This window comes from Streptomyces sp. NPDC047000, assembly GCF_040644295.1.
In the GTDB taxonomy this organism is placed as follows: domain Bacteria; phylum Actinomycetota; class Actinomycetes; order Streptomycetales; family Streptomycetaceae; genus Streptomyces.
Genome location: NZ_JBEYWE010000007.1, coordinates 276172 through 300884, shown reverse-complemented (window position 1 = coordinate 300884; position 24713 = coordinate 276172). Strand labels below are relative to the sequence as shown.

The 24713-nt window shown below is 72.2% G+C and carries 24 protein-coding genes and 1 pseudogene; 8 read left to right on the top strand and 17 right to left on the bottom strand.

Features of this window, described 5'->3' with window-relative positions:
- Positions 1 to 405 (bottom strand): annotated as a pseudogene (locus ABZ862_RS14950) (hypothetical protein); the annotation flags it as partial.
- A 399-nt stretch (positions 406 to 804) separates the two neighbouring features.
- On the opposite strand from ABZ862_RS14950, the gene ABZ862_RS14945 reads away from it, so the two are divergent.
- Positions 805 to 1299 (top strand): lamin tail domain-containing protein, encoded by a 495-nt coding sequence (locus ABZ862_RS14945; protein WP_360957290.1) that lies wholly within the window; start codon positions 805 to 807, stop codon positions 1297 to 1299.
- Positions 1300 to 1648: 349 nt separating this feature from the next.
- Here the strand turns inward: ABZ862_RS14945 and ABZ862_RS14940 are convergent, their stop codons facing one another.
- The 16 genes from ABZ862_RS14940 to ABZ862_RS14865 form a co-directional block, all read right to left on the bottom strand.
- A complete protein-coding gene (locus ABZ862_RS14940) occupies positions 1649 to 2176 on the bottom strand; it encodes a type II 3-dehydroquinate dehydratase (RefSeq protein ID WP_360957287.1) in 528 nt (175 codons plus the stop codon).
- Positions 2177 to 2224: 48 nt separating this feature from the next.
- On the bottom strand, positions 2225 to 2980 hold the full coding sequence (locus tag ABZ862_RS14935; RefSeq protein ID WP_360957284.1) for a 3-oxoacyl-ACP reductase family protein: 756 nt from the start codon (positions 2978 to 2980) through the stop codon (positions 2225 to 2227).
- Positions 2981 to 3021: 41 nt separating this feature from the next.
- Positions 3022 to 3762: an SDR family oxidoreductase gene (locus tag ABZ862_RS14930; RefSeq protein ID WP_360957281.1), complete on the bottom strand. Its 741-nt coding sequence runs from the start codon at positions 3760 to 3762 to the stop codon at positions 3022 to 3024.
- Positions 3759 to 4520 (bottom strand): alpha/beta fold hydrolase, encoded by a 762-nt coding sequence (locus ABZ862_RS14925; protein WP_360957278.1) that lies wholly within the window; start codon positions 4518 to 4520, stop codon positions 3759 to 3761. Before ABZ862_RS14925 ends, ABZ862_RS14930 begins: the two co-directional genes overlap by 4 nt.
- Positions 4513 to 5805, bottom strand: a complete 1293-nt coding sequence (locus ABZ862_RS14920) for a CoA transferase (protein WP_360957275.1) — start codon at positions 5803 to 5805, stop codon at positions 4513 to 4515. Before ABZ862_RS14920 ends, ABZ862_RS14925 begins: the two co-directional genes overlap by 8 nt.
- 32 nt (positions 5806 to 5837) lie before the next feature.
- Positions 5838 to 6614: an IclR family transcriptional regulator gene (locus ABZ862_RS14915; protein ID WP_360957272.1), complete on the bottom strand. Its 777-nt coding sequence runs from the start codon at positions 6612 to 6614 to the stop codon at positions 5838 to 5840.
- A 7-nt stretch (positions 6615 to 6621) separates the two neighbouring features.
- Positions 6622 to 7764, bottom strand: a complete 1143-nt coding sequence (locus ABZ862_RS14910; protein ID WP_360957269.1) for a thiolase family protein — start codon at positions 7762 to 7764, stop codon at positions 6622 to 6624.
- Positions 7761 to 8228, bottom strand: coding sequence for an OB-fold domain-containing protein (locus ABZ862_RS14905; RefSeq protein WP_360957266.1), 468 nt, complete (start codon positions 8226 to 8228; stop codon positions 7761 to 7763). The genes ABZ862_RS14910 and ABZ862_RS14905 overlap by 4 nt, the downstream gene beginning before the upstream one ends.
- Positions 8229 to 8281: 53 nt before the next feature.
- Positions 8282 to 9082, bottom strand: coding sequence for an alpha/beta hydrolase (locus tag ABZ862_RS14900; RefSeq protein WP_360957263.1), 801 nt, complete (start codon positions 9080 to 9082; stop codon positions 8282 to 8284).
- On the bottom strand, positions 9079 to 9495 hold the full coding sequence (locus ABZ862_RS14895) for a zinc ribbon domain-containing protein (RefSeq protein ID WP_360957261.1): 417 nt from the start codon (positions 9493 to 9495) through the stop codon (positions 9079 to 9081). Before ABZ862_RS14895 ends, ABZ862_RS14900 begins: the two co-directional genes overlap by 4 nt.
- 10 nt (positions 9496 to 9505) lie before the next feature.
- Positions 9506 to 10312 (bottom strand): N-acyl homoserine lactonase family protein, encoded by an 807-nt coding sequence (locus ABZ862_RS14890; protein WP_360957258.1) that lies wholly within the window; start codon positions 10310 to 10312, stop codon positions 9506 to 9508.
- Positions 10313 to 10423: 111 nt separating this feature from the next.
- Positions 10424 to 11428 (bottom strand): ABC transporter permease, encoded by a 1005-nt coding sequence (locus tag ABZ862_RS14885; protein ID WP_360957255.1) that lies wholly within the window; start codon positions 11426 to 11428, stop codon positions 10424 to 10426.
- Positions 11429 to 11486: 58 nt separating this feature from the next.
- On the bottom strand, positions 11487 to 12956 hold the full coding sequence (locus tag ABZ862_RS14880; protein ID WP_360957252.1) for an ATP-binding cassette domain-containing protein: 1470 nt from the start codon (positions 12954 to 12956) through the stop codon (positions 11487 to 11489).
- A gap of 104 nt (positions 12957 to 13060) precedes the next feature.
- Positions 13061 to 14263, bottom strand: coding sequence for a substrate-binding domain-containing protein (locus tag ABZ862_RS14875; RefSeq protein ID WP_360957249.1), 1203 nt, complete (start codon positions 14261 to 14263; stop codon positions 13061 to 13063).
- A gap of 391 nt (positions 14264 to 14654) precedes the next feature.
- A complete protein-coding gene (locus tag ABZ862_RS14870; RefSeq protein WP_360957246.1) occupies positions 14655 to 16007 on the bottom strand; it encodes a sugar ABC transporter substrate-binding protein in 1353 nt (450 codons plus the stop codon).
- Positions 16008 to 16316: 309 nt separating this feature from the next.
- On the bottom strand, positions 16317 to 16826 hold the full coding sequence (locus tag ABZ862_RS14865; RefSeq protein WP_360957243.1) for a DUF2231 domain-containing protein: 510 nt from the start codon (positions 16824 to 16826) through the stop codon (positions 16317 to 16319).
- A 424-nt stretch (positions 16827 to 17250) separates the two neighbouring features.
- On the opposite strand from ABZ862_RS14865, the gene ABZ862_RS14860 reads away from it, so the two are divergent.
- Genes ABZ862_RS14860 through ABZ862_RS14830 form a run of 7 tightly spaced genes read left to right on the top strand, consistent with a single transcriptional unit; the run spans position 17251 to position 24634 of the window.
- Positions 17251 to 17955 (top strand): hypothetical protein, encoded by a 705-nt coding sequence (locus ABZ862_RS14860; protein ID WP_360957240.1) that lies wholly within the window; start codon positions 17251 to 17253, stop codon positions 17953 to 17955.
- Complete coding sequence (locus ABZ862_RS14855; RefSeq protein WP_360957237.1) at positions 17939 to 19642, top strand: GH3 auxin-responsive promoter family protein; 1704 nt, start codon at positions 17939 to 17941, stop codon at positions 19640 to 19642. The genes ABZ862_RS14860 and ABZ862_RS14855 overlap by 17 nt, the downstream gene beginning before the upstream one ends.
- Complete coding sequence (locus tag ABZ862_RS14850; RefSeq protein ID WP_360957234.1) at positions 19639 to 20529, top strand: SAM-dependent methyltransferase; 891 nt, start codon at positions 19639 to 19641, stop codon at positions 20527 to 20529. The genes ABZ862_RS14855 and ABZ862_RS14850 overlap by 4 nt, the downstream gene beginning before the upstream one ends.
- Position 20530: 1 nt before the next feature.
- A complete protein-coding gene (locus ABZ862_RS14845; protein ID WP_360957231.1) occupies positions 20531 to 21979 on the top strand; it encodes a hypothetical protein in 1449 nt (482 codons plus the stop codon).
- A complete protein-coding gene (locus ABZ862_RS14840; RefSeq protein ID WP_360957229.1) occupies positions 21980 to 23188 on the top strand; it encodes a hypothetical protein in 1209 nt (402 codons plus the stop codon).
- Entirely contained in the window at positions 23185 to 23928 is a 744-nt protein-coding gene (locus ABZ862_RS14835; protein ID WP_360957226.1) for a DUF6182 family protein, read from the top strand. The genes ABZ862_RS14840 and ABZ862_RS14835 overlap by 4 nt, the downstream gene beginning before the upstream one ends.
- Positions 23921 to 24634, top strand: coding sequence for a LysR substrate-binding domain-containing protein (locus tag ABZ862_RS14830; protein WP_360957223.1), 714 nt, complete (start codon positions 23921 to 23923; stop codon positions 24632 to 24634). Before ABZ862_RS14835 ends, ABZ862_RS14830 begins: the two co-directional genes overlap by 8 nt.
- The last annotated feature ends 79 nt before the right edge of the window (positions 24635 to 24713 follow it).

Here is a 24713-nt window from a genome sequence, read left to right as displayed (position 1 = left end):
CCAGGTGCTGATGACCGGGTCGTAGCCCGGGTTGTCGTGCTCCGCGATGTACGCCTTGCCGTCCGTGTAACGGACGATGTCACCGGTGACGTACGTCCTGCCGGCCACCCAGCTCGGGTAGCTCGCGCAGGTGCCGCCGCCGGATCCCGTGCCGCTGTCGCAGCCGTACGGCTCCCAGTACCAGGTGCTGATGACCGGGTCGTAGCCCGGGTTGTCGTGCTCCGCGATGTACGCCTTGCCGTCCGTGTAACGGACGATGTCACCGGTGACGTACGACTTGCCGGCCACCCAGCTGGGATAGCTCGAGCAGGTGGCCGCGGACGCGGTGGCGGTCGGCACCAGTACCGGTACGGCGGTGGAGAGGGCGAGCGCGGTCACGACCGCGGCGATTCGACGCCTCGACACGTAATCAACTCCTTGACGGAGAACGGTCGTACCCGGCGCGGGCAGGACGGAGCGAGCCTGGTGCGCGTGCCGGCGGGGCCGGACGCGGCGCGGGGCCGACCGTGGTGGGGGGTGTGAGACACACTCAATCGCATTGGTCTGTACCAGTCAAGGCGGCGCGTGACGGGCGGCGAACGACGCAACTCCGCGCGCATTCAGGCTTGTTGTGTTTTGACGGACATCCGCGATCAGGTGGTCACGACACCGGAAGAGGGTGGAACGGGCCGGGCGGGACCGGTCACGGCGGAGGAGGGGAACAGTACGGCGACCTCTTCACTTCCGGTCCATCGAGTCATCACATCGCCATCACTTTGTGTAGGCTCCTGACGCTCCATTCGCACCACCGAGGGGGGATTCCTCATGCGTACCCGATACGTCCCGGTCGTGGCGGCCACCGCCGCCGTCGCCGCCGTGCTCGCCGCGTCACCGGCGCAGGCCGCCGAGTACAGCTCCGCGCTGAAGGTCAAGGGCGTGCAGTACGACGCTCCCGGCCCGGACTCCAACCGGTGCTCCGGCGGCAACACCAAGGACGAGTACCTGACGATAAAGAACTACTCGCGCAGCTCGACCGTCAATCTCAAGGGCTACGTCGTCAAGGACGCCACGGGCAACCGCTTCACCTTCCCCGCCGACCACTACCTGCAGCCCGGCGACTATGTGAAGCTCCGCGGCGGCCACGGCACCGACTCCGACGCCCGCAACGTCGTCTACCGCCAGAACTGCAACTTCATCTGGAACAACGACAAGGACACCGTCTACCTCTACAAGCCCTCCGGGGCGCACGCCGACACCCACTCGTACACCAAGTCGGGTTCCGACCCGGACGGCAACGGCTACATCACCTACCACGGCTGATCCCGGCCGCCCGCACCGGAGCCGGCGGCCGTACCGCCCCCGGCGGTACGGCCTCCCCGCGGCTCGGCCACGCCACACCGATCGGTACGACCTCGGGGCAGCAGGGCACCGAGGCGTCGCGCGACTCGGGGCCTAGTGCCGCGGCAGGCAATGTTTGCCCGTGAAGGAGCGGCGTCCGGTGCGTGCTCTCGGTGTGCCGGCCGGAAGCCCCCGTACTGGATGTACTCGGGCTTTCGGCCGGTGCGGCGAGAGGGCGTGCCGGGCGTCGCGACGGGGCGAACATTGCCTGCTGCGGCATTAGCATCCGGGCGACGGCGTCGGCGGCTCGTGCGAGCGGGCCGGCCATGGGTCAGTCGCTTCCCTCGGCGCCCAGGAAGTACGGGTCGTCGAGGCCGTGCACCAGGGCGGTCAGGGCGCCGGCATAGCTGTACTGCCGCAGGCCCATGCACATACCGGTCGCCGTGTGGGTGAAGCTCGAGTTGATCGGACCGCCGCCGAGGCCCCGGGCACCGCCGGCGCTCGCGGTGATGTTCGCGAAGTGGACCTCGATGACGGGGCGACCGGTGTCCTCGAGGGCGTGGCGGACGCCCTCGCCGACGGTCGTGAGCCCGGCGGGATTGATGAGGTAGCCGTCGACCCGCGCCGCCGACTCGTGGATGAACTCGAGGATGTCGCCCTGGTGGTTCGAGGAGAAGTTCTCGACGTCGACCCCCAGCGCCGCCCCGTACTCCCTCACGTAGGTCTTGAGGTCGTCCAGCGAGCCGATGTCGCCGTAGACCTTCTTGCTGCGCGCGCCGAGGTTGGACATGTTGGGCCCGTCGATGACGGCGATCCTGTGCCGGCGGTCGCCGCGACGGTTGATGGTGTGAGCGGACATGGTGCCCTTCGTGTGTCGGTCCGGTCGGGGGGAGGGAGGGGAGAAGGCTCAGGTGTAGCGGAGCCCGGCGTCCACACCGAGCGTCTGGCCGGTCATGTACTTGCTGTCGTCACTCGCCAGGAAAAGCGTGGCCCCCACCATGTCGGACACCTCGCCCTTCCGCTTGAGCGCCTGGTCGGCCAGGATCCCCGCCCACTGGTCGTCCGTGATCGTGCCGCGGGGCACCTCGGTCACGATGCCGTGGGGGCTGATCGAGTTGACGGTGATCCCGTCGGTGCCGAGTTCCGTGGCCAGCGCGTGGGTCAGGGCCCAGACGGCGCCCTTCGAGGCGACGTAGTGCGCGTAGTGCGCGCGCCCGGTCTGCACGACGCTGGAGGAGATGTTGACGATGCGTCCGTACTTGTTGGCCCGCATGACGGGTGCGACCGCCTGGCAGCAGAGGAACGTGCCGCGGCTGTTGACCGCGAGGACCCGGTCCCACTCCTCGACGGAGATCTCCTCGAACGGCTTCATGGTCAGGGTGGCGAAGACGGCGGCGTTGTTGACGAGGACGTGGACGGTGCCGAACGCGGTCACGGTCGCGTCGACCATGGCCTGCACGCTGTGCCGGTCGGAGACGTCGACGGTCACGGCGATCGCCCGGCCGCCGGCCGCGACGACCTCCTCGGCGACCGCCTTGGCCTTGGCCTCGTTCAGGTCGGCGACGACGACCTGGGCGCCCTCCCGGGCGAACGCGAACGCGTAGGCGCGGCCGATGCCCTGACCGGCTCCGGTGATGATCGCGACGCGATCCTTCAGTCTCATGCTGTTCTTCTCCCGGGTCGTGCGGTGGGTGTGCGGGTGGGTCACAGGAGCAGCCGGCCGAGGCCGCCGTCCACGGTGAGGGCGGTGCCGACGGTCGAGGCCGCGCGGGGGCCGGCCAGGCCGGCGATCGCGTAGGCGACCTCCTCGGGTGCGACCATCCGGCCGATGGGCTGGCGGGCGTGGTACTCGGCGCGGCGTCCGGCCGGGTCCTCGGCTCGCCCGGCGAGCTCGGACATGAACGGTGTGTCGACGGTGCCGGGCAGTACGACGTTGACCCTGATCCCCTCGGCTATCAGGTCGCGGGCCATGGAGAGCGACATCGACTTGATGGCGCCCTTGGTGGCCGAGTACAGCGCCCTGTCGCGCACGCCGGTGTCGGCCGTGCACGAGGAGACGTTCACGATCGACGCGTGCCGCGACTTCCGCAGCAGGGGCAGGACGGCGCGGGTCACGTGGACGTAGCCGAGTACGTTGACCGACCAGAGGCGGTGCCAGTCCTCGGCGGAGCCGTCCTCGATACCGCCCTCGAAGCTGATGCCGGCGTTGTTGACCAGGATGTCGAGCCTCCCGCCGCCGAGAAGCTCCTCGACGGCGGCCCGGACCTGGTCGGGGTCGGAGACGTCGGCGGCGGCGCCGCGGGCTCCCTCCGGTACGTCGTCGACCTTGAGGTCGATGGTCACGACCTGGGCACCGCGGTCCAGCAGTTCCCGGACCGTGGCACGGCCGATGCCGGCGTTGCCGCCCGTGACGAGGGCGGTGAGCCCTGCCAGCTCGTCCGTCATGCGTGAGCTTCCTCTCCGGTGGCAGCGAGCCGCGTCCAGTGGCTCTCGAGGTGCGCCGCGAGCAGCGCCGGTTCTTCCAGGGGAGCCATGTGGCCCCCGTGCCCGACGGCGACGTGGTGTCCGCCGCAGGCCTCGGCGATCTGCGCGAGGGCCGACGGCGGCGTGCTGCGGTCCTCGGCGAACGAGAGGCACAGCAGCCGCTCGCCGAACCCGTCCGGCAGGCCGAGCGCCGCCCATCCGGGGAAATCGGCGAAGGAGCGCCAGATCGCCGCCCAGGTCGCGACGGTCAGGGACTCCAGACCGGCGCGTGCGGCGGCCACGGCGGGCCCGCCCTGCTCGGGGCTCGCGAACCAGCGCCGGAGCGTCGCCTCGACCTGTGGAGCCATGCCGTGGCGCTCGGCGTCCCGCGCCCGCTCACGGAAGACCGGCAGCCCCGTGGCGGGCGAGGCGATCACGGTGACCGAGGCCAGCAGGTCCGCGCAGCGCTGGGCCACGAGACCGGCGACGGCCCCGCCGAGGGAATGGCCGACGAGATGCACGGGTCGGCCCGCCTGGGCCGCGAGCCGCCGCACCAGGGCGGCGATGTCGTCGGCCATGCCGGGCAGCGTCGCGGGGAGGACGTCTGCCGCGTCACCGTGGCCGCGGAGGTCCGGGCGGTGCAGCCGCCGGTGCGGGAGCTCCGCGTCGAGTGCGGCGTACGCGCGCCCGGTCAGGCCCAGCGAGTGGAGGACGACCACGTCGCCCGGGGTCTCACTCACCGGCGGTCCGGCCCCGCGCGTCGTGTGCGAGCGGCTCGGCGATGAGGATCCCGGCCTCGCGCAGTTCGGCGACCCGTGAGCCGCTGATGCCGAGGAAGCGGCCGAGGACCTCCTCCGTGTCCTGGCCGAGGCGCGGCGGATAGGTGTGCCGGCGGGGACGGTCGCCGACGAAGGTGATCGGGGTGGCCATGGTCCGCACCCGGTGGCCGGCCTCGTCGGCGAGATCGACGAGCATGCCCCGGCCGGCGTCGCCCGCGTCGGCCAGCGCCTCGGGCACCGTCTTGATCAGGGCGGCCGGGACCTGGCCGGCGGTGAGCAGATCGACCCATTCCGCGGCGTCCCGGGCCAGGAACGCCTGTTCCAGGAGCGGCCACAGCTCGTCCCTGTGGGTCAGCCGGGACCGCGCGTCGCGAAACCGCTCGTCGGCCACCAGTTCCGGGACGCCGAGCACGTCGCAGAGGCCGGCCCACATGCGCTCGGTGTTCGCGGTGACGACCAGCTCCCGGCCGTCGCCGCCGGTGAACGAGCGGTACGTAGGGATCGAGTCGTGACGGCTGCTCTGCGGGCCGGGCGCGGTACCGGTCAGCAGGGCGTAGACCGCCTGGTAGGAGAGCATCGAGAGCTGCCCGTCCAGCATGGACACATCGATCGTGCGGCCCACGCCGGTGACCGCGCGCGAGGCCACGGCGGCGAGGACACCGATGGCGGCGAACATGCCGGCGGCCAGGTCACCGGCCGGGATGCCGAGGCGTGCCGAGGGCTGCTCCGGATGGCCGGTCAGACTCATCACGCCCGACAGCGCCTGGACGATCATGTCGTAGGCCAGCCGGTCGCGCCACGGTCCGCTCTGGCCGAAGCCGCTGATGGACGCCCAGATCAGCCCGGGGCGCTCGGCCCGCAGCGCGTCGCAGTCCAGGCCGAGCTTGGACGCCACGCCGGGGCGGAAGTTCTCCACCACGACGTCGGCGCGGGCGGCCAGTCCCAGCGCGATCTCCAGGCCCTCGGAGCTCTTGAGGTTGAGGGCGACGCTGGTCTTGTTCCGGTTGTTGCCCAGGTAGTACGCGCTGTCGTCGCCGATGAAGTGCGGCGGGATGCCGCGGCTGGAGTCGCCGGTGAGCGGCTCGAGCTTGATCACCTCGGCACCGAGGTCGGCGAGGATCTGCGTGCAGTAGGGGCCGGACAGGAAGGTCGTCAGGTCGAGTACGACCAGCCCGTGCAGCGGAAGCCGCGGGTCCGTGCTCTCCGGGTTCTCCGGCGGGTGGACGTGCGTGTCGGCAAGGGTCACGGGAGTTCCTTTCGGGGGCGTGGGCGGCCGGGTCACGGGCCTTGGCGGCCGAGCAGGCCGGAGACCTCGGCAGCCGTGGCCCTGATGGCGTCGGCGGCCTTGGCGATGCCGGTGTGCGGCATCCGGTCGATGGGCGAGGTGAGGACCAGGCAGCCCACCACACCGTGGGGTCCGAAGACCGGGGCGCCGATGCCGCGGGCGCCGGACAGTTTCTGGCTCTCGGTGACCGCGACGCCGGCCCGGCGCACCTCCTCGAGTTCGGCGATCAGCTCGGCGAGCGAGGGCTTGGCCGCCGCGGTCGCCGGGGAGGAGCCCGCGACCGCGTGGACGCGCTCGATGTCGGCCCGGTCCAGGTAGGCGAGGATCGCCTTGCCCGAGGCGCCCCACAGCAACGAGGTCGGCTCGTTGAGGGGGATGCGGTACTGGAGCGACTGGTGGCCGTCGGCACGCGTGACGAACGCCATCTCCCCCTCCCGCGGCAGGTGGAGGCCGAAGAGGACGGTCTCGTCGAACTCGTCGGCAAGCCGGCGCACTAAGGGCTCGACGATCCGCGGGAGCGGCATGGCGCCGACCACGCGGGCACCGAGCCGGTAGAGCTCCGGCCCCGAGGAGTAACCGCGGGTCACCGGGTTCCACGCCGCGATCCCCTCGTCGCACAGCAGCTTGAGCAGGCGGTGCACCGTGGAGGGCGCCAGGTTGACCTGATCGGCGAGCTGGTTGACGCCGATCTCGCCGTCGAGCCCGGCGAGCAGGGTCATCATCCGGACGGTGCGTACGACCGTCCCCTCGGACTGGAGATCAAAGTTCATGGGGCTATCAGACCCTCTCGAGGACGTGCACGGTGCAGGCGCCGTGGTCCAGGCCCGAGATTCCGCCACCGGTCACATGGGCGAGCCCGACGCGGGCGTCCTCCACCTGGCGGTCCCCCGCCTGGCCGGTGAGCTGCCAGTACAGCTCCACGAACTGCGCGACGCCGCTGGCGCCCACCGGGTGGCCCTTGGAGAGGAGTCCGCCGCTGGGGTTGACGACCACGTCGCCGCCGTACGTCGAGCGGCCCGCCCGCAGGAAGCCGGCGGACTCGCCGACCGGGCAGAGACCGAGCGCCTCGTAGTACACGAGTTCGGCGATCGTGAACGCGTCGTGCAGCTCGACCACGTCGACGTCCTCGGGCGCGATCCCGGCCATCTCGTACGCGTCGCGGGCGGAGTCGAAGGTGATCTCCGGGCGCAGCATGTCGCGGAAGCCGGCGCTCACCTGGCCGCTGTGCAGGACCGAGGCGGAGATCTTCACCGCGGGGACGCCGAGGCGGCGCCGTACCGCGTCGGAGACGACGACCACCACGGCGGCGCCGTCACCCGTGGGGCAGCACATGAAGAGGGTGAGCGGGTCGGCGATGGGGCGGGACGCCAGTACCTCCTCGACGCTGGTCTCCTTGCGGAACTGGGCGTACGGGTTGCGGGCTCCGTGCCGGCGGGCCTTGACCGCGACGGCGGCCAGGTCGTCGGCCTTCGCGTCGCGCTCGTGGAGGTAGCGCTGGGCGCGCATCGCGTACAGCGCCGGCATGACCATGCCGATCTGGACCTCGGGGTCCTCCTCGACCAGCGGCAGGGTGCCGCCGCCGAACTGGGTCAGCTTGTCGACGCCGATGACGACGGCCACGTCGACGGCGCCGCTGCCGACGGCCTTCCATGCCTCCTGGATCGCCGTGGCTCCGCCGGAGCAGGCGTTGTCGACGTTGACCACGGGGATGCCGCCGATGCCGATCTCCTTGACGATCCGCTGCCCGGTCAGCATGCCGCCGAAGGCGTGGCCGCAGTAGACCGCGCCGATCTCGGAGCGGTCGACGCCGGCCGCCTTCAGCGCCGCGACCAGCGGCGGCACCGCGAGGCCCGCGTAGCTCGACGTGCGGTGACGGCCCATGGGCAGCATCGCCGCCCCGACCACGTATGCGCCGCTCATGCCAGGGCTCCTTCGGTGGTCGTCGCGGTCGCCGGGGTGGTGAACGCCCAGGCGCCGTCCGCGCCGGCGGTCAGGACGACCGGCTGGTCGATCCCCGCGGCGACGGCCTCGTCGGTGACGGGGGCCAGTACCCGGACGCCGTCGCCCAGGTCGATGTACGCCAGGTGGTACGGCGTCTCGCGCGAGCCGGACACGTGCACGGTGGTGTGGCTGTAGAGGACTCCGTGGGAGGCGAGCGCGGCGTCGCCGAGGTCGGTGCCTCCGCAGGAGAGGCAGGCCATCCGGCGGGGGAAGTTCTTCGCTCCGCAGGCGCGGCAGGCGCTGCCCACGAGGTGGGGGGTGTCGCCGTGCCGGCCGACGTCACCGGTGCGGGGGACGAGGTCCTCGAAGGGCGCTGTCGACAGCTCGGCGGCGGAGCTGGCGCTCGGCGTGGGTGTGCTCACGTGTTCCTCTCCGGTGTTCATGGGGGTCATGGTCGGTTCCGGGGTGCGGGACCGATCGGGGGGTGCGGGACCGGTCAGGGGTGCGGGACCGGTATCGCGTCGCGGGACCAGTGCTCGGCCAGGAGGCGGGCGACCTCCCGGGGCGCCTCGACGGCCGGGGTGTGTCCGACGCCGGGAAGCACGGCCAGCCGGGCACCCGGTTTCGCCGCGGCCATCCGCGCCATGTGCTCGGGCGGCTTGGCGTGATCGCTCTCGCCGGCGATCAGCAGGACCGGGGCGCGCACCGCCGCGAAGGCCTCGTGCAGCGGGTCGCGGGTGAACACCGCGTGCGCCGCGTCGGCGACCCTGGGCCGCAGCGCCGCGAACCGCCGGCGCCACCGGCTGCGGACCGGGTCGTCCACCGGTCGGCTGAGATGGCCGTCGCCGAACATCGTGTACTCGATCCTGGTGACGACGTCGTCGTCGATGCCTTCGCGGATCGCCGCCTCCAGCGCGGCGAAGTACGCCGGATCGAGTTCGGCGTCGGCCGTGCCGCCGAGCAGTGCGCAGGTGCGGACCAGCTCCGGCCGGGTGGCCGCCAGGTGGGTGCCGACGTAGCCGCCCATCGAGCTGCCGACCAGGTGGACCGGTCCCGAGCAGCGGTCCTCGACGAGGGCCGCCGCGTCGGCGGCGAGCTCCTCCAGCCCCAGCGGGCCGTCCGGGCTCGCGCCCTGTCCGCGGTGGTCCGGCGCCAGGCAGTGATGACGGTCGCCGAGCAGGCCGGCCAGCTCCTCGAACATGGAGCCGTCGAAGAACAGCGAGTGCAGGAGCAGCACCTCCTCGCCGCCGTCGGATCCCGTGGTGCGGACGTGGAGGCTGCCTGGCGCGCCGGTCACGAGCTGTCGCCCGCCGCGGCGGCGGTCGCCGCGGCGACCGCCGGTGTGAGGTCCGGCTTCTTCGCCCTCGCGTGGACGATCCGGCCCCCCTCGTGGCTGACCACCGGCATCTTGCGGTCCTTGAACTCGGGATTGCGTTCCTCGAACCGTGCCAGCCGCTCCTCCACCCGCTGGAAGTGCGCCACGCCCTCACGGCCGCCCCCGACGCCCTCGAGGGAGCTGGGGAGCCGTCGGCGCAGCGGTACCGGGTCGCTCGCCGAGGGGCGCGGGCCGGCGCCGTGGAAGGCGACGTCGGTGATGACCTTGTGGGCGACGGCGCCGCAGGCGCACGGCTGGTCGGGTCCCGCCGACATCGGCAGGAGCCGCTCGAACCGGCTGCCGCAGTCGGCGCATCGGTAGGTGTAGATGGGCATGACCTCGACCTCAGCTGTAGTAGTTGCCGACGCCGGTGCGCAGCTTGGCGATCTGGGCGGAGTCGTGCCCGAAGACGAGCGTCGCGTCCGTGTCGTCCCGGATCTTGAGGATCTTGTCGAGCGAGGCGAGCCAGGCGCGGTTGTCCCAGACGACCGAGCCCCAGTGCCGCTGCTCGACGGTCTCCTCCAGGTAGACGGCGTCCGAGGTGAAGATCATCGTGCCGTCCTTCGGCAGGTCGACCTTGAGCGCCATCTGCCCGAAGCTGTGGCCGGGGACCTCGAGCAGTTCGACGCCCGGGATCAGCTCGGTGTCGCCCGACACGGTGTCGAAGCGCAGGTGCTGGTAGTCGTTCTTGATGTGGCCGCCCTGGAAGAACCCGTCGAAGGCGAGCGCGCCGTCGAGTTCGGCCTGGTTGACGACGAACCTGGTGCTGCCGTTGTCGAACAGCTTGGCGTTGCCGGCGTGGTCCATGTGGAGGTGGCTGAGCACGACGGTGTCGATGTCGCCGAGCTCGAACCCGAGCTGGTGGAGCCGCGAGTCGAGGTATTGCTCCTCGGTGACCTGGTCGTAGGGGATCACGTCCTTGAGGCCGGTGCCCTCCCACTCGGTCTCCCAGTCGCGGGACGAGGCGGTGTCCCAGAGGATCAGACCGCCCGGGTGCTCGATCAGCACCGCGTGCAGCTGGCAGCTGGTCCACACCCGTTCCCGGTGGTGGTTGTGGGCGGAGGCGCGGTACTTGGGTGATCCGAGCAGTTGCTCGATGTCGGTGCCCATGGCGCCGCACTCGAGGATGTGGACCTTCAGATCGTCGGTCATGTTCGTGCCGTTCCTGTGGGTGCGTGGAGTCCGGTGTCGTGGTGGGGGCGGAGCGAGTCCCTGCCCGGGGCGCCGGGCGGCTTGCGCCGGGCGCGGGCTGCGGGAGCCGTCCTAGGCGGCGTCGGCGCGCAGTCGGCGGCTCGCCGCGACGGCCGCGAGGAGCACCAGTCCATTGAAGACGGGCTCGATGTAGTACGGCACGCCGACGGCCTGGAGACCGGTCACGCCGATGGCGATCGCGAACACCGCGAGGACCGTCCCGAAGACGTTGAAGCTTCCGCCGCGGAAGCTGGTCGCGCCCAGGAACACCGCGGCGAAGGCGGGGAGCAGGTACGACGGGCCGACGGTCGGGTTGCCGGTTCCGAGGACGGAAGCGGCCGTCACGCCGGCGATGCCGCAGATGAACCCGGAGACGGTGAACGCCGCGACGCTCAGCCGCCGGACGTTGAGGCCGGACAGCCTGGCCGCCTCGCGCGAACCTCCCACGGCGTAGAGGAACCGGCCGAACGGAGTGTGCTCGAGCACATAGTAGACAACGAGCATCAGGATCGCGAAGAGCCAGACCGGCTTGGGGATCCCGAGCACGTCCGTGGCGCCGAACGCGGGCAGCGACGGCGGGATGTGCTCGTAGATGACCTTGCCGTTGGTGTACCAGGTCGCCACGCCGCCGAGGATGAGCCCGGTGGACAGCGTCGCGATGAAGGCGTTGATCCGTACCACGTTGACCAGCAGCCCGTTGACCAGTCCGACGAGGGTGCAGGCCGCGACGGCCAGCAGGATGGCGGCCACGAGCGGCAGGCCCTGCAAGGAGGGGAGGCCGGCGGTGAGGATGCCGCCGAGGGCGAGGTTGCCGCCGACGCTGAGGTCGAAGTCGCCGGTGACCAGCACGAACAGTTCGGCGATCGCGACCACGACGAGGATCGACTGGGTGAGCAGGATGGCCCGGGCGTTGCCCCACGAGGCGAAGGTGGCCGGCTCGAGCAGCGAGAAGACGACGGCGGCGGCCACGGTGATCGCCGGGAGCGCCCACTGGCTCAGCGGGCGACGGGGCCGCGCCGGGGCGGGGGCGGGCGACGGGCCGGTGGCCGGCTCGACCACGGTGTCGGATGCGGTCATCGTTGGTGCCTTTCCTGCGGGGAGTCGTGCGTGAAGAGCGTGAAGAGATCGGTGGGTGTCATCGCGCCACGGCGTCGTCGACCACATGTCCGCTGTCGACGCGCAGCACGCGGTGGGCGACGGCCGCCACCTCGGCCTCGTCGACATCGCTGACGACGACGGCGAGCCCGGCCGCGGCGGCTTCCTGGATGGCGGCGCGGATCTGAAGGCGCGCGGCCGGGTCCACGCCCTGGGTCGGGTTCTCCAGCACCAGCACCGTGGGCCGTTGGGCCAGCGCCCGGGCCAGCACCACTTTCTGCTGGTTGCCGCCCGAGAGCATGCCCACCTTGCGGCGCGGGTCGCGCGGCCGGATGTCCATCGCGTCCATCGCCGCGCCGACCTCGGCGCGCTCCTGGCGCCGGGAGACGGGGGCGAGCAGGAAGTGCCTGCGCAACGAGGCCAGGCGGATGTTCTCCGTGACGTCGAGCGCGCCGATGATGCCCTTGCCGCGCCGGTCGCCGGGGACCAGATAGACGCCTCGCCGCACGCTGTCGGTGACGGAGCCGGGGACGAGGCGCTGGTCGGCGACCTCCACGGTGCCGCGGTAGCGCACGAGGCCGGCGAGGGCCTGGCACAGGTCGCCGGCTCCCGAGTCGGGGGCGCCCACGAGGCCGAGGACCTCTCCGTGGCGCAGCCGGAAGCCCACCCCGCGCAGCAGGTCGGTCTCGAGACCGGACACCACCAGGGCGACGTCGGCCTCTTCGGCGACGGCGCCGCCGGCGTGCCGGACCTTGAGTTCCCCGCTCATGAGTGCCATCAGCTGGTGCGGGTCGAAGGCGGCGCGGCCGTCCGCCGTACGGTTCGGCAGGTCGTGCGCCACCCGGCCGGCCCGCAGGACGACCACCCGGTCGCCGATCTCGGCGATCTCGTCGAGATGGTGGGAGACGTAGAGGACCGCGATGCCCCGCTCGCGCAGCGACCTGACCGTGTCGAGGACCTGGGCGCGTTCCTCGAGCGGCAGCGCCGCGGTGGGCTCGTCCAGGATGACCAGCGAGACCTCGGACTCCGCCGCTCCCAGCGCACGGGCGATGGCGACCACCGTCTGCTGCGCCAGGGTCAGCTCCTCCACCCGGGTGCGGGCGTCGATCGCCAGTCCGGCGTCGTCGAGGACCTGCTGGACCCTGCGGTTCTGCCGCCGCCAGGAGATCCGTCCCAGCCGCGTGCTGAAGCCGACGCCGACACCGAAGTTCTCGGCCACGGTCAGCCCGGGGATGAGGCCGAGGTCCTGGTGGACCACGACGCAGCCGGCGCTTCCCGCGGCCGACGCCCATTCGAGCTGGCCGCGGCCGTCCGGCGCGTAGACACCGGTCAGGCACTTGATCAGGGTGGACTTGCCCGACCCGTTCTCACCGATCAGAGCGGTGACCTCGCCGCGGTGCAGGACGAGGCCGACGGCGTCCAGTGCCTTCTGGTCGCCGAAGGTCTTGGTCAGGCCGCGCAGAGCGACGATGGGGCGTGCGTCAGCGGCCACCGGTGGGGTGACGGTCATCGGTGCTCCTGTCCGGATGCTGTCGGGGTGAGGAAGGGAGTGGGGGGAGGCGGTGACCGGCCGCTCGGGCCCGCGCGGCTGCGGGCGGCCGGTCACCGGGGGGATCAGAGCGTGTCGGCGGCGGCCGGGGCGGCGGGCTTGACTCCCCAGACCTTCCAGTACTGCGACCGGACGTCCTGGTCACCCCACCAGGGGCCCGACGCGGGGACGTTGTCCGAGGTCAGGAGCTTGTTCTTGATGCCCTGGTCGGTGCCGGAGAGGGCGGGCCGGCCCTGCAGCAGACGGTTGGCGTTGTCGATCATGCCGTAGCCCACCGCCAGCGTGGACAGGCCGATGGTGGCCTTCTGGTAGCCGTCCTTGCGGATGTCGTCGAGGTTCGGGGTGTTGCCGTCGAACCCGACCGCGATGGTGCCCTTCTTCGCCAGGCCGGCCTGCTTGGCGCCCTGGATGGAGAAGGTGAGACCGGAGTCGAACCCGTTCCAGAGGACGTTGAAGTCGGAGTGCGAGCGCAGGGTCTGCGCGGTCAGCTCGGGCAGCTTCGTGGTGATGTCCGCGGCCAGGAAGTTCGTGGTGGCGACCGTGCTGCAGTCGCCGTGAGCCGCCTGGCAGTCCTTGATGAACTTCTTCCAGCCGTCCTGCCGCGCCACGACGTAACCGAACTCGGAGTCCATCATCTGCACGTCCCGCAGATGGCCGCCGTTCATCGTGTACGCCTGGGCGGCGAGTGCGTAACCGTCGTCGCGGCCGGACTGCAGGGACGGGACGAGCGAGTCGAAGACGCCGGTCTCGCCCTTGGTGTTCGCCGCGACCGAGGCGACGACCTTGATGCCGGCCGCCTTGGCCTGCTCGAGGCTGCTCTGGACGACGGAGGCGTCGATCGAGACGATCGCTATGGCGTCGGCCTTGATGGCGATCGCCTGCTGGACGGCGGCGTTCATCTTGGCCGGATCGCCCTCGGGGTTGATGAAGGTGACTTTCCAGCCGAGGGCCTTCGCGGCGTCCTTGGCGGCCAGCGCGACCCGGTAGCCGCCCTCGGTCGAGGCGCCGGCCGGCGGGATGATCACGATGCTCCTGCCCTTGGCGCCCGCGGGCCCCTCGGTGGGCGCCGGCTGGGTCTGCTTCACGGCGGCGTCATGGACGGTCTTGGAGATCTTCGCCTTGAAATCCGCCAGGGCGGCCTTCTGGTCGGCCGTCAGATCGGTGGCCGAACTGCCGGTGCCGCCGCCGCACGCCGTGGCGAGCGACGCGGTCAGCAGCAGGGCGGAGACGCCGCCGAGCAGGCGCACCCGTGAGTGGAGCTGTGTCATGCCATACCTCTCGAAGCGGCGCAATGACGCCTGATCCGGTCCCAAGCCATTCCGCTCACCGGAATGGCGTTCCAATATGGGAATGCTGGCATGTGACCGAGCGCACGGTCAATAAGTCGGGACGATTACGATCCGGTGACGGAGATCATGAAAAGGGGCTCTTGACCGTTTCTCCCGACCCATGGCGGACAGGACAGAAATGCCCCCTGCCGGCGGAGCCGGGCAGGGGGCGTGTACACGGGACGGACAGGGACGGCCGCGGGCCGGGCGGGGAGGAACCATCAGGTCCCGGCGGGGAGGATCCGCCGGATCGGTCAGGTCCGGGCGGGCCGGGGGCCCCGCCCGTCACGCCTCGCCGCCCGGAGCCGGCAGGCGGCAGGACCGGGGGTGCTCACCGGCGGTAGTTCAGGGCGACCTGCTCGGCGAGCTTCTGGCCGTCGCCGAGTGCTTCGTCCACGCTGACCTTGCCCGCGATGGCGTCGGATATCTTCTGCGTGACCTCGGTGCCGAGGTCCGGGAACTCCGGGATGGCCACATACTGGATGCCGACCGTGGGCCGCGGCTGGATGCCCGGGTCGGCGGGGTCGGCCTGCTGGATGGACTTCAGGGTGATGTCGCCGAACGAGGCCGCCGCCTGCCGGTACTCGGGGATCCGGTAGGTGCTGGCCCGCTTCCCCGCGGGCACCCTCGACCAGCCGAGCTTCTCACCGACCAGCCTCTCGTACTTCTTGCTGGACGCCCAGAGCATGAACTTCGAGGCCAGGTTGGCCTTCAGCGTGCTCTCCGGCATCGCCCACGCCCAGGACCACAGCCAGCCGCTGCTGCTGGTCTGCTCCACGGGCGCGTACGCGTAACCGACCTTGCCCGCCACCTTGCTGATGGAGGAGTCCTCCAGGGACCCCGCCGCGCTGGTGGCGTCGTACCACATCGCGACCTTGCCCTGGCTCATCGCGTTCAGGCACCCGCTGAAGCCGGCCTTCGTCGCACCGTCCTCACCGTGGCTGCGGACGAGATCGACGTAGAACTTGGTGGCCTTCTGGAAAGCGGGGCTGTCGACCTGGGCCTGCCAGTCCTTGGTGAACCAGGTACCGCCGAAGGTGTTCACCACGGTCGTCAGCGTCGCCCCGAGCTCACCCCAGCCCGCCAGACCGCGCAGGCAGATGCCCCGCATCCCCGGCTCGGCGCCGTCGGCCCGCGCGGCGAGGTCCGCCACCTGCTGCCACGTCGGATGCTGAGGCATCGTCAGTCCCTTGTCGGCGAAGACGTCCTTGCGGTACATGAGGAAGGACGACTCGCTGTAGAACGGCAGGGCGTACGGACGGCCGTCCTGGTCGGACAGCGACTCCACGATCGGCTTGAGCAGGTCGCCCTTGTCGAAGTCCCGGCCCATCGCGATCTCACCGCTCAGATTGCGCAGCAGCCCCTTCACGTACCAGGTCCAGGCCTCGTAGGCGCCGATGGTGACGACGTCGTACTTGCCTCCGTGGGTGGCGACGTCGTCGGTGACCTTCTCGCGCAGCTCGTTCTCGGGCAGGATCGTGAAGTTCACCTTGATGCCGGTGTCCTTCGTGAAGGTGTCCTTCGTGAGTTTGGCGATGTCCTCCATCTGCGGGTTGCCGACCATCAGGACGTTGATGCTCTTCGCGTCCCCGTCCGAGGAGCCGCCGACGACCGAACACGCGGAGGCGAGAAGGGCGGTGGCGGTCGCGCCGGCGAGGAACGCGTGTCTTCTGACCGATGGCATGGAGGACGCCTCTCTGTAGGCGGGTGCGATGTCTGGGCGACGAGCGGACGCACCCGCTGAGATGCCGCTGCGGTGAACCGGGCAGGCGTCATCACCGTCAGGCTTCGTGCTGACTTGCCGTAATTGCCACCGTCATCTCGGCATTTGGGGGAAGTGCGCGCAGTGTATGACCATGTTCCGACGCACTTCCAGGCCGATGTACCGGATCAGCGGGGTGTGCTGTAGCACACACTCTCCGTTTCCTGTTCTCCCGTGGTGCGGGTCTCTTCTACGGAGAGTGGTCACGTCCGTGAAGTCACCGACGCGGCCTCAGCGGTTCTGCCAGACGGCCCCGGCGCCGGAGTCACCGATCCGGTAGACCTCCACGACCGCCCCCGCCCCCACGAGCAGCGCCAGGACGAGGGCAACCCCCCGCAGGACCGGCCCGTCCGAGGACAGCCGGTCCGCCCACCCGTCGCCGCGCCCACCGCCGCTCCGGACCACACGGTGCAGCAGTCCCCGGTACAGCACCCACAGCACGACCGCCAGGACGAACACGCCCGTACTCCACGGCAGCAGTCCGTCGCCCATCTCCGTGTGCCGCTCCACGGCAGCGGTCTCCGGCACCTTCTCCTGCAGCCACTCCCCGGAGTCCGTCGCCAGCGGCACCGAGACCAGTGCCGCCAGGGCCAGCAGCGGCAGCACCACCCCGGCCCTGCGCATCGCCGCGGGCCACGCCGCGCAGAGCACCAGCAGGAGCACCGACAACGGCACCAGTACCACCACGGCGTGCACCCACAGCGGATGCGCCGGAATCCCGTTGATCGTCGTCGGTCCCACGCTGGCTCCAAGCTCGGCGGACGCGTGCCGCCACCGTAGGCCGCGCCCGGCGAGCACCACCGGCACCACGCCCGCCGCCCGCACCGGACGCAGCAACGGCTGCGTACGTCTCGTCCTCCGCGCCGGCAGGCCCGCGGCGCGGAAAGCGACGTGTTCCGCGTGGTGGGCCGACCCGGGCCGGACGGAAGGCCCGGTCGTCCCCCAGGGGTTCCGGCAGGGCGGTCCCCGTCCCGGCGCGGCCGGATCGCGCCCTCAAGCGCCGTCGCCATTCTCTAGACGAACCACCACAACGGCTGTGACCGGTGTTGAGAGGCGCTCGCCGGGCTGCGCGGAATAGTGCCACCGGACCGCAGGCCCAGGCCCGGCACACGCACGGCCCCAACCGGCCGGTACGCCATGACTCACGGAGAGACGCCACCATCCCATGAGTGAATCCGACACATCAGGAAGGTCCGCGCCGTCACCCGCTCCCGCCGGGCGAGGTCCCGGACGGCCGATCGCGTTCCACGTCCTGCTGGGCACCGACTACGCGGGCAAGTCCTCGGTTCTCGGCGAACTGGCCCGCCTCGCTCCCCGCTGGCGGATCGTCTCGGCCGACGACGGTTTCCTCGGCCCGCGGCACACACTGATCGGCCGGCTGCGCCGGGCTCTCGTCGGTGACGTGGTCCCGGGCATGGAAGACGCCTACTCACGCGACTTCCTGATCGCGACCTTCCAGACAGCGGTGCTGCATCTGCGGGACGAGATCCTGCGCGGCGCACCCGGGACCCCGGTCGTCGTGGACTCGTACTTCTACAAGATCCTCGCGAAGTGCCGTCTGGTCGCCGCGTCCGAACACCCCCTCTACGACTGGTGGCGCACCTTCCCCGCGCCCCGCCGGGTGTTCGAGCTGGAGGTGGACCCGGCGACCGCCTGGGAGCGGTGCGGCGCGGGCCGCGACCTCAATCCTCTGGAGCACTACGGCACCGGGGCGGACCGGCTGTCCTTCGAGAGCTTCCAGCGCGACCTGCGCAAGACGATGCGCGAGGAGACCCGCGCACTGCCCGTCACCACGATCGGGGAAGGCAGCCCGGCAGCGGCCGTCGCCCGGGAGATACAGGAGGCGATCAGCCATGACCACCTCGGCTGACGACGGCGCCGGTCCCGGCCGTACGAGCCGTTACCGCGCACGGGTCTTCGCCGAGCGCGAGGCGATCGCCGCCGCACTCGACGACGCCGCCGGACACCAGCGGCGCGTCCTGCGGAGGCTGCTGGACTTCAACTCCGGCACCGAGTACGGGCGTTCCCACGGCTTCGGGTCGGTACGCACCCTGGACGACTTCCGCAAGGCCGTGCCCGTCAACGACTACACCGCCCTGGCCCCGTACATCGAGCGGACGGCCGCCGGCGAGAGCGGGGTGCTCAGCGCCGACGACCCGGCGGTGTACTTCACCAGCAGCGGCACCACCGGCGCGCACAAGAAGATCCCGGTGACACCCGCCTTCATGCGGGAGACGTTCTTCCCCTTCTACTACGCCGCGTGGGCCCCGTTCATCGAGCACCACCCGGAGGTCCTGGCCCGCCCGGACGCGGTCCTCAACCTCAAGCACGACCCGCTGGCCGCCCCGCCCACCACCGCCTCCGGCTCCCCCCACGTGGGGGCGAGCCAGGTCGACTTCGGCGAGAAGTTCGGCGAACCGCTCTCCGCGGAGCCCGGCACCGGCGCCCCGTGGGGCAGCCTCCCGGTCCCCGTCGACCCCGCCGACCACCTGGAGAAGGCGTACCTCCGGCTGCGCCTGGCCGTCGCCGGCGATGTGCGCGGGGTGATCGGCATCAACCCCGCGATGGTCGCGGCCGTGCCGTACCAGCTGAACCTGTGGTGGCCCCGGCTGGTCAAGGAGATCCGCGACGGCACCCTCGGCGGGCTGCCGTACACCGGTCCCGACCCGGACCGGGCCCTCCTGCTGGAACGGCTGGCCGGCCACTTCGGCACCGTCCGCCCGTCCCACGTCTGGCCCCGCCTGCGGGCGGTCTTCTGCTGGACCACCGGTGTGGCGTCGCTGTATCTGCCGCGGCTGCGGGAGGAGTTCGGCGCCGGTGTGACCGTCCTGCCCGCCCCGGTGGCCGCGTCCGAGGGGCCCGTCGCGGTGTCCCTGGACCGGCACGGCTCGGCCTGCTCGCTGACCGTGCAGGCCGCGGTGTACGAGTTCCTGGACGCGGAGGAGGACCTCACGCCCGACGCCGCCACCCTCACCTGGGACGAGCTGGAGCCGGGCCGCGACTACCACGTCGTCTTCAGCCACGTCGGCGGCCTGTACCGCTACGCCGTCGGGGACGTCGTACGTGTCGTCGACCGGGTGCGGGGCGTACCCCGCGTCGAGTACGCGGGCCGGGCCACCCGTTCGGACGCCGCCGGCGAACGGCTCCGCGACGCACAGGTCGTCCGCGCCCTGGCCTCCGCGGCCCGGGCCACCGGGCTCGAGGTACGCAACGCGGCCTGCCGGGTGACCGGCGGCCCCACCGGCACACCGCACTACACCTTCGCCGTCGCACCCCAGACCCCGTGGACCCCGGCGGAGACGAGCCGTTACGCCGGGCTGCTCGACCGGGCCGTACGCGACGAATCGCCGCGCTACCGCGAGGCGCGCACCGCGGGACGGCTCGGCGCCGTCACCGTCATGCCGGTGGACCGCGACGCCTTCCTGCGCGACTGGCACACCGCCGTGGCCGCCGGGACCCGGCCGACCCAGGTCAAGGACCGGCTCTTCCGGCAGGATCCCGCGCTCTGGGCACGGCTGACCGGCACCGCAGACACCGACCGTGAGGACGTCCGATGACCAGCACACCCGACACCCTGGACGCCGTGGAACGGACGGCGCTGCTGACCGCCGCCCTGCGCGCCGTGGAGTCCGCCCGCAGCGACCGCCTGTACGACGATCCCTACGCGGCACGTCTGGTCGGCGACATCGGTCCCCGGCTGCTCGGCGAGGTACGCGCCGCCACGTTCCCGCCCGGCGCGCCGCGCACCGTACCCAGCACGCCCGACTACAACGCCATCCGCACCCGGTTCTTCGACGACCACCTGCGGCGGGAGGCCTCGGCCGGCGACCGGCCGCAGGTCGTGCTCGCCCCGGCCGGCATGGACTCACGCGCCTACCGCCTCGACTGGCCGGACCACACACGGTACTTCGAGGTCGACCGGCCCGCCGTGCTCGCCTACAAGGAGGAACGGCTGCACGGTGTCGCGCCGCGCGTCGACCACCGCCGGGTGGCCGTCGACCTCACCCACCCGGACTGGGAACGGGACCTGGTCGCGGCGGGCTACGACCCGGACGCCCCGTCCGTGTGGCTGCTGGAGGGACTCCTCTACTACATCCCCCGGGACGACGCCCACCGCGTCCTGGAAAGGGTCGCGGCCCTCATGGCCCCGGGCAGCCGCATCGCCGCCGACATCGTCAACGACAGCGCGCTGACGCTGCCCGGCATGCGGCCCCTGCTCGACGTGTTCGCCGGCTGGGGCTGTCCCTGGGTGTTCGGCACGGCCGAACCCGAGGCGCTCTTCGCCGGGCACGGCTTCGCCGTCCGCGCCGTCCAGCCCGGCGACCCGGAAGCGGACTACGGCCGCTGGCCGGACCCGGTACCGCCGCGCGCCGAGAGCGGCGTACGACGCGTGTTCTTCGTCCACGGCACGAAGAACGGGACGAAGAACGGGACGGGGAGCTGACATGGCCGATGTCGCGATAGTCGGCGGCAGCGTCGCGGGCCTGGCCACCGCACTGGCCCTGGGCGGCGCGGGCCACCGCGTGCGGGTGCTGGAACGCGCCGGCGCCCCGCCGGAGGGCCGGCCGGACGAAGCCGCCCGCACCTGGCACCGTCCCACGGTGCCCCAGGCGGTCCACTCGCACACCATGTCCTCGTCCGCCGTCGCCGTCCTGCGCACCCGGCTGCCCGGGCTGCTGGAGCAGCTGACCGGCCACGGCGCCGAGCTCCTCGACCTCCTCGACGCGCTGCCCCCGCTCGTGACGGACCGCGCCCGCGAGGCGGAGGACGACGAACTGGTGGCCCTGGCATGCCGCCGCAACGTCTTCGAGCTGCTGCTGTACCGCGCCGCCCGCGCCCTGCCCACCGTGCACGTGCAGCACGGTGTCACCGTCCGCGCCGCCGAGTTCGGCCCCGCGCCGCTCCGCCGGACACGGGCCGTCGTCACCGCGGACGGCGCACGGATCCCGGCCGACCTGGTGATCGACGCCACCGGACGCCGTACGGCGTCCCGCTCCTGGCTCGAGGCCGCGGGTGTGGCCGTCGCTCCCGACGCACAGGTTCCCAGCGCCATGACCGGCTACAGCCGCCAGTACCGGCTGCGCACCGCCGGCCGGCCCGGCCCGCTCAACCGCGGCAACGCGGTCGGCGGCATCTGGGACCACTACGCCGCCGCGCTCCACCCCGCCGACAACGGCACCTTCGCCGTCGCGCTCATGGTGCCCGCGGGTGACCGCGGGACCGCGGCCCTGCGCCGTCCCGACGCCTTCACCGCGGTGGCCCGGGCCACCCCCGGCCTCGGCGCGTGGCTGGAACCGGGGACGAGCACGCCTCTGACGCCGGTGAACGTGATCGCCTGTCCTCCGAACACGCTCAGCGGCACGGCGACGTCGCACCGGCAGCCCGTCGCGGGTCTCCTCGCCGTCGGCGACTCCGTCTGCGTCACCAATCCGATGCACGGCCGCGGCATGGCGCTCGCCCTCACGCATGCCTTCGCCCTGGCCGACCTGATCGGCACCGGTCCGGTGGACCACACCCTGGGCGAGGCCGCCGCGGAACTGGCGGAGCGCGTCCACCGGCCCTGGTACGAGGCCTCCGCCGCCGACGACCGCCAGCGCACGGCACGGTGGACGGCGGCCCTCGCGACCGGCACCGCCGGGCCCCGGGAGCCCGCCGCACCCGCGGCCGGTCCGGATCCGGAACGGATCCGCGACGCCATGCTCACCGACGGACAGGTCTGGCGGACCGTCACCCGCACCGTGATGGGCCTGCTCCCTCCGGCCGGTCCGCTGCACGACGACAAGTTCCTCGCCCGGGTGCGGCACGCGGCGCCCGTCGATCCCGCCCTGCTGCCGAAGCCGCCGAACCGCGAGGAGCTGCTGAGCATCCTCGCCTCCGTCTCAGGAGACGCGTAGATGGCCCTCCTCGCCGCCCCGGCCACCGGCGCCCCCACCGGCACCGTGTCCGCCACCAGCACCGTTTCGGCCACCGCGGCCGCGAACCGGACCGCCCGGCCCCGGGTGCTCCTCGCCCCCGTGACCGTCACCCCGACCAAGCCCCTGACGCCCAGCCACCTCAAGGGCCTGCTGTGGACCGACGTGATGCTCCGGGCCACCGCGGGTCTCGCCGAGGTGACCCTCCGCTACAGCCCCACCACCTATCACCTCACCGAACAGACCCTCGGCTTCTGGGAGTTCCTCGACCGGACGGCCCCCGACACCGACTGCACGACCCTGTCCGAAGACCGGATCGGCGCCCTGTACATGGCCTACCGCGCCCAGGAGGGCCGCGCGGACGAGACCACCATGCGGGCGTACGCCGACGCGGTCGAACACCACGGCTGGGTGCACCCGGCCGGGTCCCGGGTGCTGGACCTGTGGGCCGGCCACTACGCGCGTCTGGGAATGCACGACCCCGGGCTGCGGGCGCACCAGCCGCCGTCCCTCGGGCTGGAGGAGACGCTCGGCCTGCTCGCCGACCGCGGCCTCTGCCTCGACCTGCGGTCCCACGGCGGCCCCGCCTACCTCGACGTCACCCGCCACGGCCTGCCGCTGCGCCGGATCGTCACCCCGCACGGCCGCCCCAACTATCTGGCCTGCGCGCTGCGCGAACTCCTGCCGCTGGCCACCGCGTACGACGAGATCGTGCTGCTGTGCGACCAGGAACTCGACGCCGACTACCAGTTGCTGGACCGGGTCCTGACCGCCTTCGGCGCCACGGTGCGCCGGGTCCTGCTGGGCCGGGTCCCGATCGAGGGGCGCATCCGGTCGGCACGGCACGGCGGCTGGGCAGGCCACACCGTGGGCGATCTCCTGGACGGAGTGTGCGGCACGTACGACGAGCCGGTCGTACGGCTCGGTATGCGGCTGTACTTCATCGCGGTGCTCGGTGCGGGCCCGCAGCAGTCCTTCCAGCACGACGCCCTGCGCCAGAGCCTCACCCGTGCGGCGCGACTGCTGTCCCGGGGTGCCGGTGACGCGACCGATCCCGCGCCGGTCGCCGAGGTGCTCGCCCGGCACCGCACGGGTCATCTGTACGTCAACCCCTACCGGCTCACGAGCGCGCTTCTCGCCCGGCACCGGCCCGGTCCCACCCGTGAACTGCTCCAGGCGGTCTACCTGTGAACCTCACCCAGCCCCTGCTGCACGCCGAGGCGGTGCGCCGGGTCCGCGCGGCCCGGCCGGACCTCGCCTCCGCCGGTCTCCCGGCACCCGGGAGCCTGACCGCCGTGCGCCGCGACGGCACCGGCCCCGACGAGGACACCGCGGTCGCGGCCGTCTGCGTCCTGCGCTCCTTCGACCTGGCCACGTGGGCGGGCGCGACCTGCGACTTCGTCCTCGGCCTCGGGCCGGTGGAGGCCGCCGCCTGGCAGCGGGCCTTCACCCGCACGGTCTTCCTGGCCGGCAACCCGGACAACCTCCGGGACCGCTTCGCCTTCCGGCACACGGCCGCGGACGGCTCGGCGGCCTGGACCGCGCCCGGACCCGACGCGGACACCAGGACCCTGCGGCGGCTGCTGAAGCTCTTCGACGCCCCCGCTCCCCTTCCCGGCCGTCCCCCCGTGACGATCCGGGTGGGAGGCGGCCCCGCCCCCGCCGGGGCTTCCGGCACCCGGTACACCCTCCACCTCGCGACGGCCGGAGCAACCGTCAGCGACACGCTCGTGCACCTCAACCATCTGCTGGCGGAAGCCGTCCTCGACCGGACGCTCGTCCCCGGGGACCGGCTGACGCTCAGCCAGGCACCCCGTCTCACCACCCTCCCGGCTCCCCCTGTCGCCCTGCGGGTCGCCGAGGCGCAAGGACGCCCCGGGGCCCTGAGCGCCTACGCCGCCCTCACCGAGAGAGAAGCCCGGCATGTCTGACACCCGCCCCTCTCCCCCGGCGGGCCTCGTCCGTCTCGGTTATCCCAGCTCCGTGCGCACCGCCCACGAGGTGGTGGCGGCCTCGGGGTTCCCACCGGACGGGGTACGGCTCGCGCCCTACGACCTCAATGACCCGTTCGCCGCACTCCGCGGCGGTGAACTGGACGTGCTGATCGTCAAGTTCGAGCCCCGGGAAGCCGACCTGGCGGTCGGCGGAATCCTGGGTCTCGAGGCACGCGCCGCCGTCCTCGCGGCGACCCACCCCCTCGCGGAACGCACCTCGCTCTCGATCGAGGAACTCGCCGACCACGACGGCTTCGCGTGCCCCGGCTCCTTTCCCGGCTACCTCTGGGACATGATCGTGCCGCCCCGGACACCCGGCGGCAGGGTCTTCCACCGGCGGCATCACGCCGCCTCGATCGCGGAGATGATGGGCGTCCTGCTCTCGCACGACGCCGTGCACATCTCCGTGGCCTCGCTCGCCGACATGGCTCCCCCGGCCGTCCGGGTCATCCGTATCCACGATCTGCCGCCCACCCCGGTCCGCCTGGCCTGGCGGAAGGACATCGGCGTACCCGACCGTGTCGCGGCCTTCGTCCGGGCCGTCGAGGCCGGACGCCGCGGAGCACCCGGCGGGGCTGTCACCGTCGGCGCAGGCGCCGCTGGGCCGCTCCACGGTGCCCGTGGGCCGGACCTGGGCGCCTGACGCGCGGCCGGGGTGCCCGCCCCTCGCCTGTTCCCACGGCGGGGGGCGGGCCGGTCCCGCCCGGCGGGTCCCGTCCCGC

Excerpts from the sequence above, each read along its gene's own strand:
- ABZ862_RS14885 (WP_360957255.1), bottom strand. The coding sequence starts at position 11,428 with ATGACCGCATCCGACACCGTGGTCGAGCCGGCCACCGGCCCGTCGCCC.
- ABZ862_RS14840 (WP_360957229.1), top strand. The coding sequence starts at position 21,980 with ATGGCCCTCCTCGCCGCCCCGGCCACCGGCGCCCCCACCGGCACCGTG.
- ABZ862_RS14875 (WP_360957249.1), bottom strand. The coding sequence starts at position 14,263 with ATGACACAGCTCCACTCACGGGTGCGCCTGCTCGGCGGCGTCTCCGCC.
- ABZ862_RS14910 (WP_360957269.1), bottom strand. The coding sequence starts at position 7,764 with ATGAGCGGCGCATACGTGGTCGGGGCGGCGATGCTGCCCATGGGCCGT.
- ABZ862_RS14915 (WP_360957272.1), bottom strand. The coding sequence starts at position 6,614 with ATGAACTTTGATCTCCAGTCCGAGGGGACGGTCGTACGCACCGTCCGG.
- ABZ862_RS14940 (WP_360957287.1), bottom strand. The coding sequence starts at position 2,176 with ATGTCCGCTCACACCATCAACCGTCGCGGCGACCGCCGGCACAGGATC.
- ABZ862_RS14830 (WP_360957223.1), top strand. The coding sequence starts at position 23,921 with ATGTCTGACACCCGCCCCTCTCCCCCGGCGGGCCTCGTCCGTCTCGGT.
- ABZ862_RS14870 (WP_360957246.1), bottom strand. The coding sequence starts at position 16,007 with ATGCCATCGGTCAGAAGACACGCGTTCCTCGCCGGCGCGACCGCCACC.
- ABZ862_RS14930 (WP_360957281.1), bottom strand. The coding sequence starts at position 3,762 with ATGACGGACGAGCTGGCAGGGCTCACCGCCCTCGTCACGGGCGGCAAC.
- ABZ862_RS14905 (WP_360957266.1), bottom strand. The coding sequence starts at position 8,228 with ATGAACACCGGAGAGGAACACGTGAGCACACCCACGCCGAGCGCCAGC.
- ABZ862_RS14880 (WP_360957252.1), bottom strand. The coding sequence starts at position 12,956 with ATGACCGTCACCCCACCGGTGGCCGCTGACGCACGCCCCATCGTCGCT.
- ABZ862_RS14890 (WP_360957258.1), bottom strand. The coding sequence starts at position 10,312 with ATGACCGACGATCTGAAGGTCCACATCCTCGAGTGCGGCGCCATGGGC.
- ABZ862_RS14850 (WP_360957234.1), top strand. The coding sequence starts at position 19,639 with ATGACCAGCACACCCGACACCCTGGACGCCGTGGAACGGACGGCGCTG.
- ABZ862_RS14945 (WP_360957290.1), top strand. The coding sequence starts at position 805 with ATGCGTACCCGATACGTCCCGGTCGTGGCGGCCACCGCCGCCGTCGCC.
- ABZ862_RS14860 (WP_360957240.1), top strand. The coding sequence starts at position 17,251 with ATGAGTGAATCCGACACATCAGGAAGGTCCGCGCCGTCACCCGCTCCC.
- ABZ862_RS14845 (WP_360957231.1), top strand. The coding sequence starts at position 20,531 with ATGGCCGATGTCGCGATAGTCGGCGGCAGCGTCGCGGGCCTGGCCACC.
- ABZ862_RS14855 (WP_360957237.1), top strand. The coding sequence starts at position 17,939 with ATGACCACCTCGGCTGACGACGGCGCCGGTCCCGGCCGTACGAGCCGT.
- ABZ862_RS14935 (WP_360957284.1), bottom strand. The coding sequence starts at position 2,980 with ATGAGACTGAAGGATCGCGTCGCGATCATCACCGGAGCCGGTCAGGGC.
- ABZ862_RS14895 (WP_360957261.1), bottom strand. The coding sequence starts at position 9,495 with ATGCCCATCTACACCTACCGATGCGCCGACTGCGGCAGCCGGTTCGAG.